Source organism: Sphingomonas sp. jy18 (assembly GCF_056931895.1).
In genome coordinates, this window is record NZ_JBXPBT010000008.1 from 43,856 (window position 1) to 61,050 (window position 17,195).

A 17,195-nucleotide genomic window follows, 5' to 3' on the forward strand; every position below is an offset into this window, starting at 1 on the left:
TTGCGCGCGCTACACCAGCGAGGCCTCACGGGAGGAGTCGAGGCGCTATCGCGCGCCGTCGCGCACCGGCGCGGTCCAGGCCCCACCGTCGCCCGGTGCCTATTCCGCCTTGCCTGCGCCGCCGCCCCCTCCTCCTCCGCCTCCTCCGCCACCGCCTCCCCCTCCCCCTTCTGCCTCAAATTCATCGGGGATAGTCGTGACGGGGCAGCGGGTGGCGAGCGGCTATGTCGTCGCCCCGGCCGCACCGGTTGCCGACCGAGATCGCTATGCCGGAGAAGCTGTCTCCGGCGTGTTCGCCGTGTCGCAGACTCCGGTTTCGACTTTCTCGGTCGATGTCGACACCGGCAGCTATTCCAACGTCCGGCGGATGCTGACGCAGGACAACCGCCTGCCGCCGCAGGATGCGGTGCGCACCGAGGAGCTGCTCAACTATTTCCGCTACGATTATCCGGCGCCGGACGATCGCCGCACACCCTTCAGCGTCACCACCGATTTCGCGGCGACGCCCTGGAATCCCGAGACCCGCCTGATGCGTGTCGGTCTGCGGGGGTATGACGTTTCCGCGCGCGAACGCCCAGCGGCCAATCTCGTGTTTCTGGTCGATGTTTCGGGATCGATGCAGGGTACCGACCGGCTCGGCCTCGTGCAATGCTCGCTGGCGCTGATGGCCGAACAGCTTACCCCGCGCGACAAGGTTTCGATCGTCGTTTACGCTGGCGCGGCCGGGCGGGTGCTCGATCCGACCAGCGATCCGCAGGCGGTGATCGCCGCGCTCGACCGGCTGGTCGCCGGCGGCTCGACCGCGGGCGGAGCCGGCCTCGAACTCGCTTACCGCACCGCGCGCGACAATTTCGTCGATGGCGCCATCAACCGCGTCATCCTCGCCACCGACGGCGACTTCAACGTCGGCGTCAGCGACAATGGCGCGCTGATCGACTTGATCGAGCGGCAGCGCGCCAGCGGCATCCAGTTGACCACGCTCGGCTTCGGGCGCGGCAACTATAATGAAGCGCTGATGGAACAGGCGGCGGACAGCGGTAACGGCAACTATGCCTATATCGACCGCATCACAGAGGCGCGCCGGGTCCTCACCCAGCAATTGTCTTCGACGCTGTTCACCATTGCGCACGATGTGAAAATCCAGGTCGAATTCAACCCGGCCCATGTCAGCGAATATCGCCTGATCGGCTACGAGAATCGCGCGCTTGCCGAAGAGGATTTCGCCAATGACGCGGTCGACGCCGGGGAGATCGGCGCCGGGCATCAGGTGACCGCGATCTACGAGATCGTCCCGGCCGGCGGGCGCGGCTGGCTGCCCGATCGCGCCTTTGCCGCCAACCGGCGCAGCGGTGGCGGTGACAGCAGCGCCGACGCCGTGTCGCTGCGGCTGCGCTACAAGCTGCCCGGCGAGAGTGAATCGCGGCTGATCGAGCGCCGCGTACCGGCGGCCCGGCTGCGCGCCCCCGGCGCGCCGCGCGGGGACATGGGCTTTGCCGTGGCGGTGGCCGCCTATGGCCAGTTGCTGCGCGGCGACACGCGGCTCGGTCGCTTCGGTTACGCCGATGCCCGCGCTCTGGCGGAGCGCAACGCCGGTAACGACCGCTGGCGGCGCGAATTCGTGACGCTGGCCGGACGCGCCGGAGAGTTACAGGCCGGACGGTAGGATCGTGGCAAGGACGGGGTCGAGCCAGCCGGCATACCAGGCCCCGGCCAGCCCCGCCTGCACCAGCGGTATGCCGCGCAGCAGCGATGCGATCGGTTGCTTGCGGGTCTTGTGGCGGACGATCTGCGCGGCCGCGAGCGTGCCGAGCGATCCGCCGATCAGGCTCCACAGGATCAGCGTCTGCTCGGCCACGCGCCGCCGGCCGGCTTCGGCACAGCTCTTGTCCCACACCATCAGGGTGAAGCCGATCAGATTGGCGGCAATCAGCCAGTAGAGCAGCATGTCCATGAACGGGGTGCTAGCGCCAAATCGCCCACCGATCGTTAATGGCCGTCAGCCCCGCGTCAGTGCGTCGATCGCGCCTTGCAGGATGTAGCTCGCTGCCGCGTTGTCGATACGCTCTGCGCGCTTGGACCGGCTGACATCGGCGGCGATCATCGCGCGCTCGACCGCAGCCGTCGACCATCGCTCGTCCCACAAAAGGATGGGGAGGCCGGTATCCGCCATGTTGCGGGCAAAGGCCCGGGTCGATTGCGTGCGCGGGCTGTCGGTGCCGTCGAGATTGAGCGGCAGGCCGATGACCAGCCCGGCTATCCGTTCCCTGCCGATGATCGCGGTCAGTGCGGCCTTGTCTGCGGTAAACTTGCTGCGGCGGACAAGATCGGCCGGCGAAGCGAACGACCAGCCTGCATCGCACAGCGCGGTGCCGATGGTTTTCGTGCCGACGTCGAGGCCGAGCAGGCGACCGGCGTGGGGCAGGGCGGATGCAAACTGGGCGGGGTCGGTGGTGATCATGTTCGCCACCTAGACCGTAGCCCGGAGCTTGTCGAAGGGCGCTGCGCAATAGTGCAAGACACCCTTCGACAAGCGCAGGGCTACGGGCATGCTGGCAAGTCTATCGCGCCTCGAACGCCGCCAGCCGCCGGATCGCATCGGCACGCACATTGGGCCAGAACAGCGGATAATCGAAAACATGGTAATTGTTGCCGGGCAGCAGATAGCCGCCAAGGTCCGGTCCTTCGCCGATCAGCAGCAGGCCGCGGCCGCCGCGCGCCGGGTCGTCGCAGCGCGCACCGACCGCGCCCGGGTATAGCGTGCCGTCGGCGAAATCGCTGTCGGCCTTGACCGTGCCGAGATTGGCCGACTTTAGCGCCGCGCCATTGCGCACGCCGGTGATGGGGTTGACGCACAGCATGCGGGTGCCCCGGCGGCTCTCGCCGTCGAAGCCGATGGTGGCGTCATAAACGCTCAGGATCATCTCCGGCTCGGCCGGCTCGGCAAAGCTCTGCCAGGCGAGGATGCAGTTGCTGCTGTCGGCTTCCTCACAGGCGGGCAGGCCCATCAGCGGCAGGTCGCGCTCTTCCGAAATCGGCCAGCCGACCACATAGGCCGCGACGATACGCTGGGCGATCGGGCGTCCGGCGATGCGCTCGCGCAAAAGCCGCGCGAGATGCAGCGAGCCCTGGCTGTGCCCGGCAAGGATGATCGGCCGGTCGGGTCCGGCCTCGATCAGGAACTGGTCGAACGCCGCGAGCACGTCGCGATAGGCGGCGTTGAGCGCGCGGTTGGCGGTGTCGACGTCCTCGGTCAGGAAGGCGCCCATTGCGGCTTGATGATAACGCGGCACCCATAGCTCGCCGGCACCTGCGAGACTGCTGGCCATGCCACGCACGAACAGCTCCGCGCGCCAATTGGCCTCGGCATCGTCGAGCGGGGCGTTCCAGTGGTCGCGCTTCAGATAGCTGGTGGGATGGACGAAAAAGATCGCGGCCTTGCCCCGTTCGGCTTCTGGCGCGACGCGCGTCGCCGCCTCCTTGGCCGCCTTGTCCATATCCTCCTGAGCGACGCCCTCCTGCGGCAGGCGCGGCATCCACAGGGTGGGGTCCACGCCCTGCTTGCCGGGCCGGGCGATCCACAGCGCGTCGCGGCTGTAGTCATGGGCATCGTCGGCGGGCTCGCTGAATTCGACTGTCGGCACCAGCGCCATGCGCATGAAGCTCGCCGGGAACAGCCGATAGGCAAAGGCCCCGACGATGACGAGGACGATCAGCAGCGCGAAGACGTAGAGAAATTTGCGGGCCAAGACGGTCTCGCTGGAGAGAGAGGAAAGCTGAGCGCAGATAGGGGCTGCGCCGTGCAAGGGCAATCGGCTGCATCGTTTCTGCATGGCGGGTGCACGGGATGGTGACTGGACAGGGGAGCGCGGCCGGGGCCATGCTCCCCCCGTCAACAGATGCCGTCATTGCGAGCGAAGCGAAGCAATCCAGAGTCGGCGCAAACCGCGCTGGATTGTTTCGCTACGCGCGCAATGACGAATGGAGTGCAAGATCATGACCACCAGCACCCGCGCCAACAGCAATGACGAGCCCTGGCCGCTGCGTCCATGGATCATGGCGGCGATCTGCGCCGCTGCCGGTCTCGCCTTCTGGCTGCTGGTCGAACATGTCGATGCGACCCGCGCCACCAGCTGGCGCGTCGTCGGCGCGAGCTTCGTCGCGGTGGCCAGCCTGTCGTTCGTGCTCACGGTGGAAAAGCGCCGCTGGCTGTGGGCGCTTGCCTTTGCGCTGGGCTGGGGGCTGATCGTCGGCCTCGTCGGCTGGAACACGCATGGCTACAATCGCGGCGGGGAGGTGGTGGAGTTTCCCTTCCTCGCGGCGATCTTCGCAGTGCTGCTCGCCTGCCCTCTGTTCCAGAATGCGCGGGACGAGGGCGGCTGGCGCTTTTCCTCGGGCAATGTCCATACGCATGTGTGGACCGATGCGGTGATCGGCGCGGCGAGCATCGCCTTTGTCGCCATCACCTTTGCGCTCGCCTGGCTCATCGCCGGATTGTTCGACGTGATCGGCATCGATGCGCTGAAGGAGGTGCTGGAGGAGCCGGAATTCGGCTGGCCGCTGGCGGGTTTCGCCTTTGGGGCGGCGGTCGGCATTTTGCGCGAGCGCGATGCGCTGGTCGGCACGATGCAACGGCTGGTGATGGTGGTGCTGGCCGTGCTTTCGCCGGTGCTGGCCGTGGCGCTGGTGTTGTTTCTGCTGTCCTTGCCCGTCTCCGGCCTGTCGGGGTTGTGGGAAAGCTGGGCATCGGCGGCGGCGCTGACGATGGCGGCTGCGGCGGGCGCGTGGGTGTTGCTCAACGCCGCCATCGGCATGGGGGACGAGGATCAGCAGAGCAACCGGGTGCTGCGCTGGTCGGCAATGGCGCTGGCGCTGGTCGTGCTGCCGCTGGCGGGTCTGGCGATGACGGCGCTGGGCTTGCGCGTCGGCCAATATGGCTGGACGCCGGACCGGCTGTGGGCGGTGGTGTGTGCGGGCGTTGCCATCGCCTTCGGCCTTGCCGGCTGGTGGTCGGTCTGGCGCGGGCGAGGCGGCTTTGCGCCGGTGGTGCGCACCGTGCAGACCCGCCTCGCGCTCGGCGTGTGCGGCGTGGCGCTGTTTCTCGCGCTGCCGATCGTCGACTTCGGGGCGATCTCGGCGCGCGATCAGGTGGCGCGGCTGAGGAGCGGGGCGACAGCGCCAGGTGAGTTTGACTGGGCGGCGATGGCGTTCGATTTTGGGCCAGAGGGAAGGGCGGCGTTGGAGCGGATGGTGCAGGAAGGGCCGGAGTACAACCGGCGGGCGGCACAATTTGCGCTGGCGGCGCGGCATCGGTGGAACATCGATGGCCTCGACTACGACAATCGCAGCGAGGCGGAAAATGCCTATGTTCTTAAGCCTATCGCCCAGAAAGTGCGGGTGTTTCCAGCCGGTCGACCACTTCCGGATGCTTTACTGGCCGAGATGGATGACGGCAGCCGTTGTCGCACAGGTCCATGTTTGGCGGTGTGGCTGAACGAAGACCGCGTCGTCGTAGTTCATCAGGGTAATCGCTATACCAGCGAATTCGAGCGGCAGGCCGATGGACATTGGTTAGATCGGGACAATGTTGCGCGTTCCACACCGGGCAACACCGTCACCATCGACATGATCGAGAATGGCGAGGTCAGCTTCCGCGAAGTCCGGCGGCGGCAGATTTTGATCAACGGGCAGGTGGTGAGCGGGGATCTGGAGTGAGGCTGGCTTCCTCCCCCTTGGGGGAGGTGGCAGTCCGCAGGACTGACGGAGGGGCACGGGGTTGTTACGTAACGGTGGTTGGCCGGCAGCGTCACGGAACGACGGGCCGGCCCCTCCGACCCCTTCGGGGCCACCTCCCCTGAAGGGGAGGACGCATCGGGCGACGTCCCCGCCTTGCCCCCCCGCACCCGCAATGCTAGCGCACGGCGCACAGTCTCCCACCCCATGCGAGGACGTTTCCGCCCGCCATGTCCGTCGATTCCGCTACCGTCACGAAAATTGCCAAGCTCGCCCGCATCGCCGTCAGCGATGCCGAGGTGGAGGCGCTGGTGCCAGAGCTCAACAATATCCTCGGCTGGGTCGAGCAATTGGGTGAGGTCGACGTGACCGGGGTCGAGCCGATGACCGCGGTGATCCCCAACAGCTTGCGCCTGCGCGACGATGTGGTCGATGCCGATCCGCTGACCGGCGGCGGGGTGAGGGACAAGGTGCTGGCCAATGCGCCCGCCGCGCAGCATGGCTTTTTCGGCGTGCCCAAGGTGATTGAGTGATCCGACCCGGCTGCCCAACAGCCGCAAGTCCTGAGCCTGTCGAAGGACGGCTCTCCTACCGAGAAACGCCCTTCGATACGCTCAGGGCTACGGAGAAATTTCAGTGTCCGATTTAACCGACCTTGGCATTGCCGCGATCCGCGACGGCGTGCGCGATGGCAGCTTCTCCGCCGTCGAGGTGGCAGAGGCGTTCAACGCGGCGGTCGATAGCGCCGACGCGCTCAATGCCTTCATCGTCAAGACCCCGGAAAAGGCGCTCGACGCCGCGCGCGCAGTCGATACGGCGCGCGCTGCCGGCCAGACGCTCGGCAGCATGGCGGGGGTGCCGATTGGCATGAAGGACCTGTTCTGCACCGCCGGTGTGCAGACCACTGCCGCCAGCCACATGCTCGAAGGCTTCGTGCCCACCTATGAGTCGACCGTTTCCGCCAAACTCTGGTCGGCGGGCGCGGGCATGCTGGGCAAGCTCAATCTCGACCAGTTCGCCATGGGCTCGTCCAACGAGACCAGCTATTTCGGCAATGTCATCTCGCCCTGGCGGCGCAATGACGGTGGCAATGCCGCACTCGCCCCGGGCGGGTCCTCGGGCGGTTCCTCCTCCGCCATCGCCGCGCGCCTCTGCCCGGCGGCGACCGGCACGGACACCGGCGGTTCGATCCGCCAGCCCGCCGCCTTCACCGGCATCAGCGGCATCAAGCCGACCTATGGCCGCTGCTCGCGCTGGGGCATCGTCGCCTTCGCCTCCAGCCTCGACCAGGCCGGGCCGATGGCGCGCGACGTGCGCGATTGCGCGATCATGCTGGAGGCGATGGCGGGCTTCGATCCCAAGGATGCGACCAGCCTCGACCTGCCGGTGCCCGCGTGGGAAGCCGGGCTGAACGCGGACATGAAGGGCAAGCGCGTCGGCGTGCCGCGCGAATATCGCGTCGACGGCATCGATGCCGATATCGCCCGCGTGTGGGACAATGGCATCGCCTGGATGCGCGATGCGGGGGCGGAGATCGTCGACATCTCGCTGCCGCACACCAAATATGCGCTGCCGGCCTATTACATCATCGCCCCCGCAGAGGCCTCGTCCAACCTCGCCCGCTATGACGGCGTGCGCTACGGCCTGCGCGACCTGCCGGAAGGCGTCGGCCTGCAGGAGATGTATGCCGCGACCCGCGCTGCGGGCTTCGGGCCGGAGGTCAAGCGCCGCATCATGATCGGCACCTATGTGCTCTCGGCCGGCTTCTACGACGCCTATTATACGCAGGCGCAGAAGGTGCGTGCCCTGATCGCCCGCGACGTCGAACAGGCCTTCCAGCAGTGCGACGTCATCCTGACCCCGACCGCGCCGTCCTCCGCCTTCGCGCTGGGCGACAAGAGCGCCGATCCGCTGGCGATGTATCTCAACGACGTGTTCGCCGTGCCCGCAAGCCTGGCGGGCCTCCCCGCCATGTCGGTTCCCGGTGGGCAGGACGCGGCCGGTTTGCCGCTGGGCTTGCAGATCATCGGACGCGCGTTCGACGAACAGGGCGTGCTCAACGCAAGCCTGGCAATCGAACAGCGCAGCGCGTTTGTGGCGCGGCCGGATCGGTGGTGGTGATTGACGGTATTACCGCCAAAGAGTAATGTCTGCGCATGAGTTACCAGTCCAAACTCACGTCCAAATCGCAGGTCACGGTGCCGAAAGACATCCGCGAAGCGCTGGGGATCGGCCCGGGGAGCAAGGTGCGTTTTCAGATCGACGCAGCCGGAACCGTTTCGATAATCGCCGCGGATGACGAACGCGCGAGGCAGGACAGGAAGGCCGATTATCTCGCGCGCGCGGCGAAGGTGAGCGAGGATTTTGCCAAGTTTGACCCTTTCCCGGCAATGGATGGCCTTGCCTATCAGCGGCTAATGCGGGGCGATGGCCCGGAGGTATGATTGTCGACACCAATGTCCTCATCATTGCGTTTGATGCCGCGCATCCACGGCACTCGGCCTATGTCGAGCTTCTCTTCGCACTTGCTGATGAACAGGCTGTGTTCATCAACGAAGTCATTTTTGCCGAGATTGCCGGTCGGTTTCCGTCAGCCGAGGCGGTGCGCGCCGCACTTTCGGCCCTGTCGATCAGGGTTCAGCGGCTCAGTCTTGATGACTGCTATGATGCCGGCCAAGCCTATCGGGAATATCGGCGGCGCAAGGGCGTTCGCGAAACTATCTTGCCCGACTTCTTGATTGGCGCTCAAGCGTACCGAAAAGGCTGGCCATTGATTACCAGTGATCGCAAGGGGTTTGCCAGCTATTTCCCCGATGTCGAACTTATCGATCCAGAGCAGAGAATGCATGACTGACACCCCCTACCGCATCACAGGCGAAACCGGCGAATGGGAGGTCGTGATCGGCCTTGAGGTCCATGCGCAGATCACCACCCAGGCCAAGCTGTTCTCCGGCGCGGCGACTGCGTTCGGCGCCGAGCCGAACACGCAGGTCAGCCTGGTCGACGCGGCGATGCCCGGCATGCTGCCGGTGCCCAACCGCGAATGTATCCGCCAGGCGGTGCGCACCGGGCTTGCCATCGAAGCCCAGATCAACCGCTGGAGCCGGTTCGACCGCAAGAATTATTTCTATGCGGACCTGCCGCAGGGCTACCAGATCAGCCAGCTCTACCACCCGCTGGTGGGGGAGGGCGCGCTGACCATCGAGGCGGACGAGAAGGCGGGGCTGCCCGAGGCCAAGCGCATCGGCATCGAGCGCATCCATGTCGAGCAGGATGCGGGCAAGCTGATGCACGATCAGCACCCGACCATGTCCTATGTCGATCTCAACCGCTCGGGCGTGGCGCTGATGGAGATCGTCAGCCGCCCCGACATGCGTTCGCCCGCGGAGGCCGGTGCCTATGTCCGCAAGCTGCGTTCGATCTTGCGCTACGTCGGCTCGTGCGACGGCAACATGGACGAAGGCTCGATGCGCGCCGACGTCAACGTCTCCGTGCGCAAGCCGGGCGCGGACTTCGGCACGCGCACCGAGACCAAGAATGTCAATTCGGTCCGCTTCATCGAAGCGGTGGTCGAACAGGAAGCGCGTCGCCAGATCGCGCTGATCGAGAGCGGCGGCACTGTGGTGCAGGAAACGCGGCTCTACGACCCCGATCGCAACACCACCCGCTCGATGCGCTCCAAGGAGGATGCGCACGATTACCGCTATTTCCCCGATCCGGACCTGCTGCCGCTCGAACTGGACGAAGCGTTCGTCGAGGAATGCCGCGCGAGCCTGCCCGAGCTGCCCGACGCCAAGCGCCAGCGCTACCTCGGCCTCGGCATCAGCGCCTACAACACTGGCGTGCTGACCGCGGAAGTGGAGGCGGCACGCTGGTTCGATGCGCTGCTGGAAACCGGCGCCAAGCCGGTCGCGGCGGCCAACTGGACCACGTCCGAACTGTTCGGCGCGTTGAACCGCCTCGGCACGGACATCGCCAACTCCCCCATCTCGCCCGCCCAGGCCGGCGAATTGCTGGCGCTGGTCGATGACGGCACCCTCTCCGGCAGCCTCGCCAAGCAGGTCTTCGAAAAGATGCTGGAAAGCGGCGATTCCGCCGGCGTCATCGTCGAACGCGACGGCCTCAAGCAGACCAGCGACACCGGCGCCATCGAAGCCGCCGTCGACGCCGTCCTCGCCGCCAACGCCGACAAGGTCGATCAGTATAAGGCGGGCAAGGAAGCGCTGTTCGGCTTCTTCGTCGGCCAGACGATGAAGGCGATGGGCGGCAAGGCCAACCCCAAGCTGGTCAACGAGGTGGTGAAGGCGCGGCTGGGGTAACCCCTGCGCCGCGCCGCACCCTTATTCCGTCACCGTCTGTACCGCGACGAAGGCTGCCAGACCCTGGTCGCCGTCGCGCGCCCAGAACACGGGTCCGGCTTCGTCCTGAAACAGCACCGGGCCATGATAGCCGACAGCGATCACCCGGTCGGTGCGGCGGCGGTCGGTAGCATGGCGGTAAGCGGCCTGGTCGAGGTCCATGATGCGCGGAATGGTCTGCCCGGCACGGGCAAAAGCCATTTCGAGGGCCCGCCGTGCAGGCGCACCACCGTTAGCGCTCCAGCGTGCGACATTCTCCTCTGGCACGAATGACGGCCGGTCGAGCTTGACGATGCTGATCAGCTGTTGGCGATAGCGGGGGACCAGACGTGCGCGATCAACGATCTCGACAGAGGCAATCACTTGCACCTGCGAAAAATCCGGCGACATCTGGTAACGCCAGCTAATCAGGCCGAGCTGGTTCGCCTGCGGATGATCGAGCGCGAACAGGCGCTGCGGCGGCGGCGCATTCTCGGCCTGCGAGGCGTTGACGCGCAATTCGGTGGCGCCCGCATTGAACCAGGACAGGCCCGACAGCGCCGTGCTTGTTGCCTGCTGCGCCAGCGCATTGCCGTCAAACCCGGTCAGTGCCGTGCGCAGCGGAGCGATGTGGGCCTCAGCACGCGCATTGGCTGCCGCAGTCAGTCGCTCGGTAGTCCGATCCATAGCGACAATGATGATTGCGCCGAGAAGGCCGCCGTTGCCGGTATTCGGCCCCAGAATTCGGCCAAGTTCGATGCTGCTGGCCAGCTCATTTTGTGACAACAGCGCCGCCACTGGCCGCACATCGCTCGCAGCACGCAGCTCTGCCGAGACATAGGGACTAGGTGCAGGATTGCGCTGCGCGTTTGCCGGCGCGGCGAATGCCAGCAGAGTCGCCGCCACCAGAGCGGTGGCGGCGAGGCGCGACCCGCGCTTACCGGAAGCGCGCGGCATATTCGTTGAAGTTCGCGAGGAAGGCCTGGCGCAGATCGGCATCGGCCGCTTCACGCTGCTCAGGGGTTTCCGGCGGGAACTGGGTCAGCCCGTTGCCGCCGCGCCCGCGAACCATCTGCGCCTGCGTGACGCCGTTGCGGAAATCCTTGAAGATGAACCGGTTGTTGAGCGAGCGTCCATAAATCGGCCGCTTGAGGTACAGGTTCTGCGTGACGATCAGCTCGGCATAGCAGGCGTGCGTGCTCTGCGTCAGCCGGGTGCGCACCTCGGTGGTGATGTCCCGGTCCGCGATCGGCTGTTCATAGGTGACTTGCGTTCCGGCCGGCAGGTTGAGCGCTGCAACAAGGTCGATCGACTGGAACGCTGCCACCTGGAACTGCGGCCCCAGCGCATCGCGCAGATAGTCCGCGTCGGAGACATTGCGATTGGCGTTGGCGGCAGCATCGGCGACCGCGCCGACCACACCGAATCCAGACAGCCAGCCACTCGACTGGGCCTGACCTTCCAACGTCGGGAACACGCGCAATTCGCATACGGCCGGCGCAGCCGGCTGTGCGGCGGCAGGCGTCGAGACGACCGGCGCGGCGGTCGATTCGGTTACCGCCACGGGCGGCGGTGTCGGCGAGGTATCGACAGGTTGCGCAGCAGCACCGCTGGCCCCAGCCTCTGTCGTTTGTGCATGCAGTGGCATCGCTGCAGCCGTAGCCAACAGAAACACCGCAGAAACTCTGGACATCGACATTGTATGAATGCTCCCCTTTAGACCCTTGGCCCTGCAGAATATCGCTCAGCTTGTGCTGAACTTGCTTCTGCCAACCTGTCGATTGTGATTGCACCGACAATGTTGCGAGACAAGTCGAAATTGCTCGAGTCTCGTCGCGCTTGCTTCCGCCCCCCTCCTGACCTCCACCCCTTGCCCTAGCCCCACCCCCTGCTATAGAGCCGCCCGACCGACGGACCGCCGCGGTGTCCAGTGGGTGGATTGGCGGGCGTGGCGGAATTGGTAGACGCGCTGGTTTTAGGTACCAGTATCGCAAGATGTGGGGGTTCGAGTCCCTTCGCCCGCACCAATCGCCAGCCCGGCTGATGCACCCTACCCGCAAGGGGCGGTCCTGACCCTAGTTTCCCTGCACCTTTGCAGACAGTTTGAAGAAAGCGCCGGATACAGCAATGAAGCATGTCGAGACGTTGAACGATGGCCTGAAGCGCGCCTACACGTTGACCATCACCGCCAAGGATATCGATGCCCGCATCGATAGCGAGCTCAAGGCGATCGCGCCGACCGTGCGCATGCCCGGCTTCCGCCCCGGCAAGGTGCCCGCCAATCTCGTCCGCAAGATGCACGGCCCCGCGCTGGCGCAGGACGCGCTGCAGAAGAGCGTGCAGGAAGGCGTCGATACGCTGATGCGCAAGGAAAAGCTGCGCCCCGCCATGCAGCCCTCGGTCGAGCTGGCCGATGGCTATGAGACGGGCAAGGACGCCGAGGTTAAGGTCGAGCTCGAGGTGCTGCCCGAGTTCACGCTGCCCAGCCTCGACAATCTGACGCTCGAGCGCCTGACCGTGCCCGCTGACGATGCCGCGGTCGACGCACAGATCGAGCGCCTGCTCGGCCAGTCGAAGCGGTTCGAGGATGCCAAGGCCAGCCACAAGGCCAAGACCGGCGATCAGCTGATCATCGATTTCGTCGGCAGCGTCGACGGCCTCGAGTTCGATGGCGGCAAGGGCGAGGACATGGCGGTCGAGCTCGGCTCGGGCATGCTCATCCCCGGCTTCGAAGACCAGCTGGTCGGCGCCAAGACCGGCGAAGAGCGCACCATCGACGTCACCTTCCCGGACGATTATCCGGCCGAGAACCTCAAGGGCAAGGCGGCGCAGTTCGCGATCACCGTCAAGCAGGTCAAGGTCGCCGCCGAAGCCAAGGCCGATGACGATTTCGCCAAGCAGCTCGGTCTGCAGAGCCTCGACCAGCTCAAGGACATCCTGAAGGGCCAGGTCGAGCAGGAACTGAACGGCCTGACGCGCACCCACATGAAGCGCAAGCTGCTCGACCAGCTCGCCGCATCGCATGATTTCCCGGTGCCGCCGACCATGGTCGAAGCCGAATTCGCCCAGATCTGGCAGCAGCTTGAGCAGGAAGCCGCGCGCGAAGCCGATCCCGAAGCCGCCAAGGCGGAGCTGGAGCGGGACCGCGACGATTACCGCAACATCGCCGAGCGCCGCGTGCGCCTCGGCCTGCTGCTCTCGGAAATCGGCCAGGCCAACAATGTCACGGTCAGCCAGGCGGAAATGAACCGCCTGACCGCGCAGGCCGCGCAGCAGTATCGCCCGGAGGACCGCCAGCGCTTCGTCGAATATATCAACAACACCCCGCTCGCCGCGGCCCAGCTGCGCGCGCCGCTGTTCGAGGACAAGGTGGTCGACTTCCTGTTCGACAAGGCGTCGATCACCGACCGCGAAGTGACCCGCGAGGAGCTGGAAGCCGCGATCGAGGCGGAAGACGGCGATGCCGGCCACGTCCATGGCCCGGGCTGCGGCCACGACCATGGCGAAGACAAGCCCAAGGCCAAGAAGCCTGCCGCCAAGAAGGCCAAGGCCGAAGACGCTCCGGCTGCCGAAGCCGAAGCCAAGCCTGCCAAGAAGGCTGCACCGAAAAAGGCCAAGGCCGAAGACGCTCCGGCTGAAGACGCCGCCCCGGCCAAGCCCAAGAAGGCCCCGGCCAAGAAGGCTGCCAAGTAAGTTGGGATTCGATCGCCGCCGGCCGCTGCCAGACAGCGGCCGGCGCTTTTGTATCTCCACAGTCTCTCTGGTTGCCGGCGCCCGGCCCATTGTGCCGTGTGGCGTTGGTGCCGCCTACCGTCGGGCTGCTGGGACCGGCGTGCCATCCGGCCGAATCCCCTCCAGCCAGCGCCGCGTCCGCGGATCCTGCGCCGACTGCAGATCATAGTAGCCGATCATATTGTCGTTGGTGAGCGGACCGGGCCTCGCAAACATTACCCAGCGCTTGCCTGCGGCAAATTCAGGCGGGCCGTAGTCGCAGCTGGTCTGGGGCAGGGGGTAGCGCAAAGTGAAGACGCGTTCGCGGGCAGCCTGCCCGGATCGGTCGATGATGCGAAACCGGGTCACCTCGAAATCGCCGCGGGTCCTGCTACCCAGACTTTCTGCCAGCACGATCTGGTCAGACTCCCATCGTGCCGATTCTTCCGCCAGGAGTGCCGCCCGTCGACGAATCTGACTTCGTTCATACGCTGCCTCATAGGCGCGCTGATGCGCCGTTTGCCACGATGCCAAACGCGTCGCGTAGTCGGCATCACTTTCTCCGGAGTTCCGGCCAGGAGGCGCGACGGAGAGGGTTTCCCAGCTGTTTGGCCAGGAACCGGCTACGATCCGGTCATAGAACGCCTCGGTAGTCTCGCCAGGCATGGGTGTGATCTGGACGGGTGGCGGAGGGACGCAGGCCGCTGCCGGTGTACCCCAAAGCATTGGGCCGGCCAAAATCGCCCCCATTATGGCATGCTTAGCCATGTCTTTGTCTCCTTCTGCCAGACGTCAGCATAAGCGGCCTTCGCCCTCAACTACTCGCGCCTCTCACGCGAAAAGGACAGATGCATACGAAAAACTTGCTGTTTGCTGCGCAACCGGCTGGTTGCGCGCCGCCTTGGATGATAGCCATGTCTCTCTCCGGTCGTTGGCCGGTCGAAACAGGGTGGGGCCATGGGCGACAGCGGATTTCGCGACCTTCTGCCGATGCGCGAGCGGCTGCTCGACATCTTGATCCATCGCATCGGCAAGGACGAGCATGCCGCCAAGCCGCATGACTGGTTCGCCGCCACTGCGCTTGCGGTGCGTGACCAGATCATCGAACAATGGATGCAGTCGACCCGGCAGACCACCGTCGCTGGCGACAAGCGCGTCTATTATCTCAGCCTCGAATTTCTCATCGGCCGCCTGCTGCGCGACGCGATCAGCAACCTTGGCCTCACCCGGGAGGTCGAGCAGGCGCTCGCATCCTATGGTGTCGATCTTGCCGCCATCGAGGAGATCGAGCCCGATGCCGCGCTCGGCAATGGCGGCCTCGGCCGGCTCGCCGCCTGCTTCATGGAAAGCTTGGCTACCCTCGGCATCCCTGCCTATGGCTATGGCATCCGCTATGTGAACGGCATGTTCCGCCAGCATATCGAGGATGGCTGGCAGATCGAGCTGCCCGAAAACTGGCTGGCGCACGGCAACCCGTGGGAGTTCGAGCGGCGCGAATCGAGTTACCGCGTCGGTTTCGGCGGAGAAGTCGTCGGCACCGCCAGCGGCGGGGTGGTGTGGAACCCGGCCGAGCAGGTCGAGGCCATCGCCATGGATACGCCGGTGGTCGGCTGGCGCGGCAAGCGGGTCAACACGCTGCGTCTGTGGACCGCGCTCGCACTCGATCCGATCAGCCTCGATGCCTTCAACGCCGGCGACCATGTCGGCGCGCTGGCTGCACAGGTGCGCGCCGAAAGCCTGGTGCGCGTGCTCTATCCCGCCGATTCCACCGCTGCCGGGCAGGAGCTGCGGCTGCGGCAGGAATATTTCTTCTCCTCCGCCTCGATCCAGGACATCGTCCGCCGCCACGTCCAATATCATGGCGACATCCGCACCTTGCCCGACAAGGTGGCGATCCAGCTCAACGATACCCACCCGGCGGTGTCGGTGGCCGAACTGATGCGGCTGCTGATCGATCATCATGAACTGGATTTCGATGAAGCCTGGGGCATCACCTGCCGCACCTTCGGCTACACCAACCACACGCTGCTGCCAGAGGCGCTGGAAAGCTGGCCGCTGCCGCTGTTCGAGCGGCTGCTGCCGCGCCACATGCAACTGGTCTATGCCATCAACTCGCGTCTGCTGCGCGCCACCCATCGCGTGCGCGGCATCGACGCTGCGGCCATCGCCGCGATTTCGCTGATCGACGAGGGCGGCGAGCGGCGGGTGCGCATGGCCAATCTCGCCTTCGCCGGCGCGCACAGCGTCAACGGCGTCGCCGCGCTGCACACCGATCTGATGAAGCAGACGGTGTTTGCCGATCTCAACCGCTTGTTCCCCGATCGCATCAACAACAAGACCAACGGCGTCACCCCGCGCCGCTGGCTGCACCAGTGCAATCCTGCGCTGACCAGCCTGATCCGCGACGCGATCGGCGACGAATTTCTCGACGATGCCGGCAAGCTCGCCGCTCTCAATGCGCTGGCTGACGATGCCCAGCTCGGCGAGCGGGTGGCGGAAGTGAAACGCGCCAACAAGGTCGCGCTGGTCCGCCACTTACGCGAACAGCTCGGCGTGCGGCTCGATCCCGACGCGCTGTTCGACGTCCAGATCAAGCGCATCCACGAATATAAGCGCCAGCTGCTCAACCTCGTCGAGACAGTCGCGCTCTATGACGAGATCCGCAGCCATCCCGAACGCAACTGGGTGCCGCGCGTCAAGATTTTCGGGGGCAAGGCCGCTTCAAGCTACCACAATGCCAAGCTGATCATCAAACTGGCCAACGACATCGCGCGGCGGGTCAATAGCGACCCGGCGGTCGGCGGACTGCTCAAGGTGGTGTTCGTCCCCAATTATAATGTCAGCATGGCCGAACGGATCATCCCCGCAGCCGATCTCAGCGAGCAGATTTCGACCGCCGGCATGGAAGCCTCGGGCACCGGCAACATGAAGTTCGCATTGAACGGCGCGCTGACCATCGGCACGCTCGATGGCGCCAACATCGAGATCAAGGACCGGGTGGGCGACGAGAATATCGTCATCTTCGGCCTGACCGCGGACGAGGTCGCCGAACGGCGCGCCAATGGCTATACCCCCCGTGCGATCATCGAAAGCTCTCGCGCGCTGCAACAGGCGGTCTCCGGCATCGCGTCCGGCGTCTTCTCGCCCGACGATCCGCACCGCTATGCCGGGCTGATGGGCGGGCTCTACGACCATGACTGGTTCATGGTCGCCGCCGATTTCGAAGCCTATGCCGCGGCGCAGCGCAGCGTCGACGCGCGTTGGCTCGATCAGGCCGGCTGGCGCGCCTCGGCGATCAGGAACATCGCCAATGTCGGATGGTTCTCCTCTGACCGCACAATCGGCGAATATGCGAAAGAGATTTGGGGCGTGATGTGAAAATTCATCGATCGTCATTGCGAGCGGAGCGAAGCAATC

Annotated in this window: 15 protein-coding genes and 1 tRNA gene; 10 read left to right on the forward strand and 6 right to left on the reverse strand. The window is 65.6% G+C overall.

The genetic code is table 11. From position 1 onward, the window contains the following. Positions 1 to 196 precede the first annotated feature (196 nt). Complete coding sequence (locus AC0QC4_RS15085) at positions 197 to 1,663, forward strand: vWA domain-containing protein (RefSeq protein ID WP_483660739.1); 1,467 nt, start codon at positions 197 to 199, stop codon at positions 1,661 to 1,663. Here AC0QC4_RS15085 and AC0QC4_RS15090 read toward each other — a convergent pair. From AC0QC4_RS15090 to AC0QC4_RS15100, 3 genes are all read right to left on the reverse strand, one after another. Continuing rightward, positions 1,646 to 1,951 (reverse strand): DUF1294 domain-containing protein, encoded by a 306-nt coding sequence (locus AC0QC4_RS15090; RefSeq protein ID WP_483660740.1) that lies wholly within the window; start codon positions 1,949 to 1,951, stop codon positions 1,646 to 1,648. The genes AC0QC4_RS15085 and AC0QC4_RS15090 overlap by 18 nt on opposite strands. Positions 1,952 to 1,996: 45 nt before the next feature. After that, positions 1,997 to 2,458, reverse strand: coding sequence for a Holliday junction resolvase RuvX (gene ruvX, locus AC0QC4_RS15095; RefSeq protein WP_483660741.1), 462 nt, complete (start codon positions 2,456 to 2,458; stop codon positions 1,997 to 1,999). A 100-nt stretch (positions 2,459 to 2,558) separates the two neighbouring features. Beyond that, positions 2,559 to 3,746 (reverse strand): DUF3089 domain-containing protein, encoded by a 1,188-nt coding sequence (locus tag AC0QC4_RS15100; RefSeq protein WP_483660742.1) that lies wholly within the window; start codon positions 3,744 to 3,746, stop codon positions 2,559 to 2,561. Between the two features lie 247 nt (positions 3,747 to 3,993). Here AC0QC4_RS15100 and AC0QC4_RS15105 point away from each other — a divergent pair, with 247 nt between their 5' ends. The 6 genes from AC0QC4_RS15105 to gatB all read left to right on the forward strand — a co-directional run bounded on the left by AC0QC4_RS15105 (position 3,994) and on the right by gatB (position 10,049). Continuing rightward, entirely contained in the window at positions 3,994 to 5,712 is a 1,719-nt protein-coding gene (locus AC0QC4_RS15105; RefSeq protein WP_483660743.1) for a DUF4153 domain-containing protein, read from the forward strand. 248 nt (positions 5,713 to 5,960) lie between these two features. Further along, positions 5,961 to 6,263: an Asp-tRNA(Asn)/Glu-tRNA(Gln) amidotransferase subunit GatC gene (gatC, locus tag AC0QC4_RS15110; protein ID WP_483660745.1), complete on the forward strand. Its 303-nt coding sequence runs from the start codon at positions 5,961 to 5,963 to the stop codon at positions 6,261 to 6,263. A gap of 103 nt (positions 6,264 to 6,366) precedes the next feature. Then, on the forward strand, positions 6,367 to 7,851 hold the full coding sequence (gene gatA, locus AC0QC4_RS15115) for an Asp-tRNA(Asn)/Glu-tRNA(Gln) amidotransferase subunit GatA (RefSeq protein WP_483660746.1): 1,485 nt from the start codon (positions 6,367 to 6,369) through the stop codon (positions 7,849 to 7,851). 35 nt (positions 7,852 to 7,886) lie between these two features. Continuing rightward, a complete protein-coding gene (locus AC0QC4_RS15120) occupies positions 7,887 to 8,174 on the forward strand; it encodes a type II toxin-antitoxin system PrlF family antitoxin (RefSeq protein WP_483660747.1) in 288 nt (95 codons plus the stop codon). Beyond that, positions 8,171 to 8,584, forward strand: coding sequence for a type II toxin-antitoxin system VapC family toxin (locus AC0QC4_RS15125; protein ID WP_483660748.1), 414 nt, complete (start codon positions 8,171 to 8,173; stop codon positions 8,582 to 8,584). Before AC0QC4_RS15120 ends, AC0QC4_RS15125 begins: the two co-directional genes overlap by 4 nt. Continuing rightward, positions 8,577 to 10,049, forward strand: coding sequence for an Asp-tRNA(Asn)/Glu-tRNA(Gln) amidotransferase subunit GatB (gatB, locus tag AC0QC4_RS15130; protein ID WP_483660750.1), 1,473 nt, complete (start codon positions 8,577 to 8,579; stop codon positions 10,047 to 10,049). The genes AC0QC4_RS15125 and gatB overlap by 8 nt, the downstream gene beginning before the upstream one ends. Positions 10,050 to 10,070: 21 nt before the next feature. On the opposite strand, the gene AC0QC4_RS15135 is transcribed toward gatB, so the two are convergent. After that, positions 10,071 to 11,024 (reverse strand): hypothetical protein, encoded by a 954-nt coding sequence (locus tag AC0QC4_RS15135; protein ID WP_483660752.1) that lies wholly within the window; start codon positions 11,022 to 11,024, stop codon positions 10,071 to 10,073. Then, entirely contained in the window at positions 11,005 to 11,715 is a 711-nt protein-coding gene (locus AC0QC4_RS15140) for a hypothetical protein (protein ID WP_483660753.1), read from the reverse strand. Before AC0QC4_RS15140 ends, AC0QC4_RS15135 begins: the two co-directional genes overlap by 20 nt. Positions 11,716 to 12,009: 294 nt before the next feature. On the opposite strand from AC0QC4_RS15140, the gene AC0QC4_RS15145 reads away from it, so the two are divergent. Further along, a tRNA-Leu gene (locus AC0QC4_RS15145) sits at positions 12,010 to 12,094 on the forward strand. A 100-nt stretch (positions 12,095 to 12,194) separates the two neighbouring features. Continuing rightward, complete coding sequence (tig, locus tag AC0QC4_RS15150) at positions 12,195 to 13,760, forward strand: trigger factor (RefSeq protein ID WP_483660754.1); 1,566 nt, start codon at positions 12,195 to 12,197, stop codon at positions 13,758 to 13,760. Positions 13,761 to 13,874: 114 nt separating this feature from the next. Here tig and AC0QC4_RS15155 read toward each other — a convergent pair whose 3' ends face one another. After that, positions 13,875 to 14,546 carry a hypothetical protein gene (locus AC0QC4_RS15155; protein WP_483660756.1) on the reverse strand — a complete coding sequence of 224 codons (672 nt, stop codon included), beginning with the start codon at positions 14,544 to 14,546 and terminating at the stop codon, positions 13,875 to 13,877. 189 nt (positions 14,547 to 14,735) lie between these two features. On the opposite strand from AC0QC4_RS15155, the gene AC0QC4_RS15160 reads away from it, so the two are divergent. Next, positions 14,736 to 17,156, forward strand: coding sequence for a glycogen/starch/alpha-glucan phosphorylase (locus tag AC0QC4_RS15160; RefSeq protein ID WP_483660757.1), 2,421 nt, complete (start codon positions 14,736 to 14,738; stop codon positions 17,154 to 17,156). Positions 17,157 to 17,195: the final 39 nt, after the last annotated feature.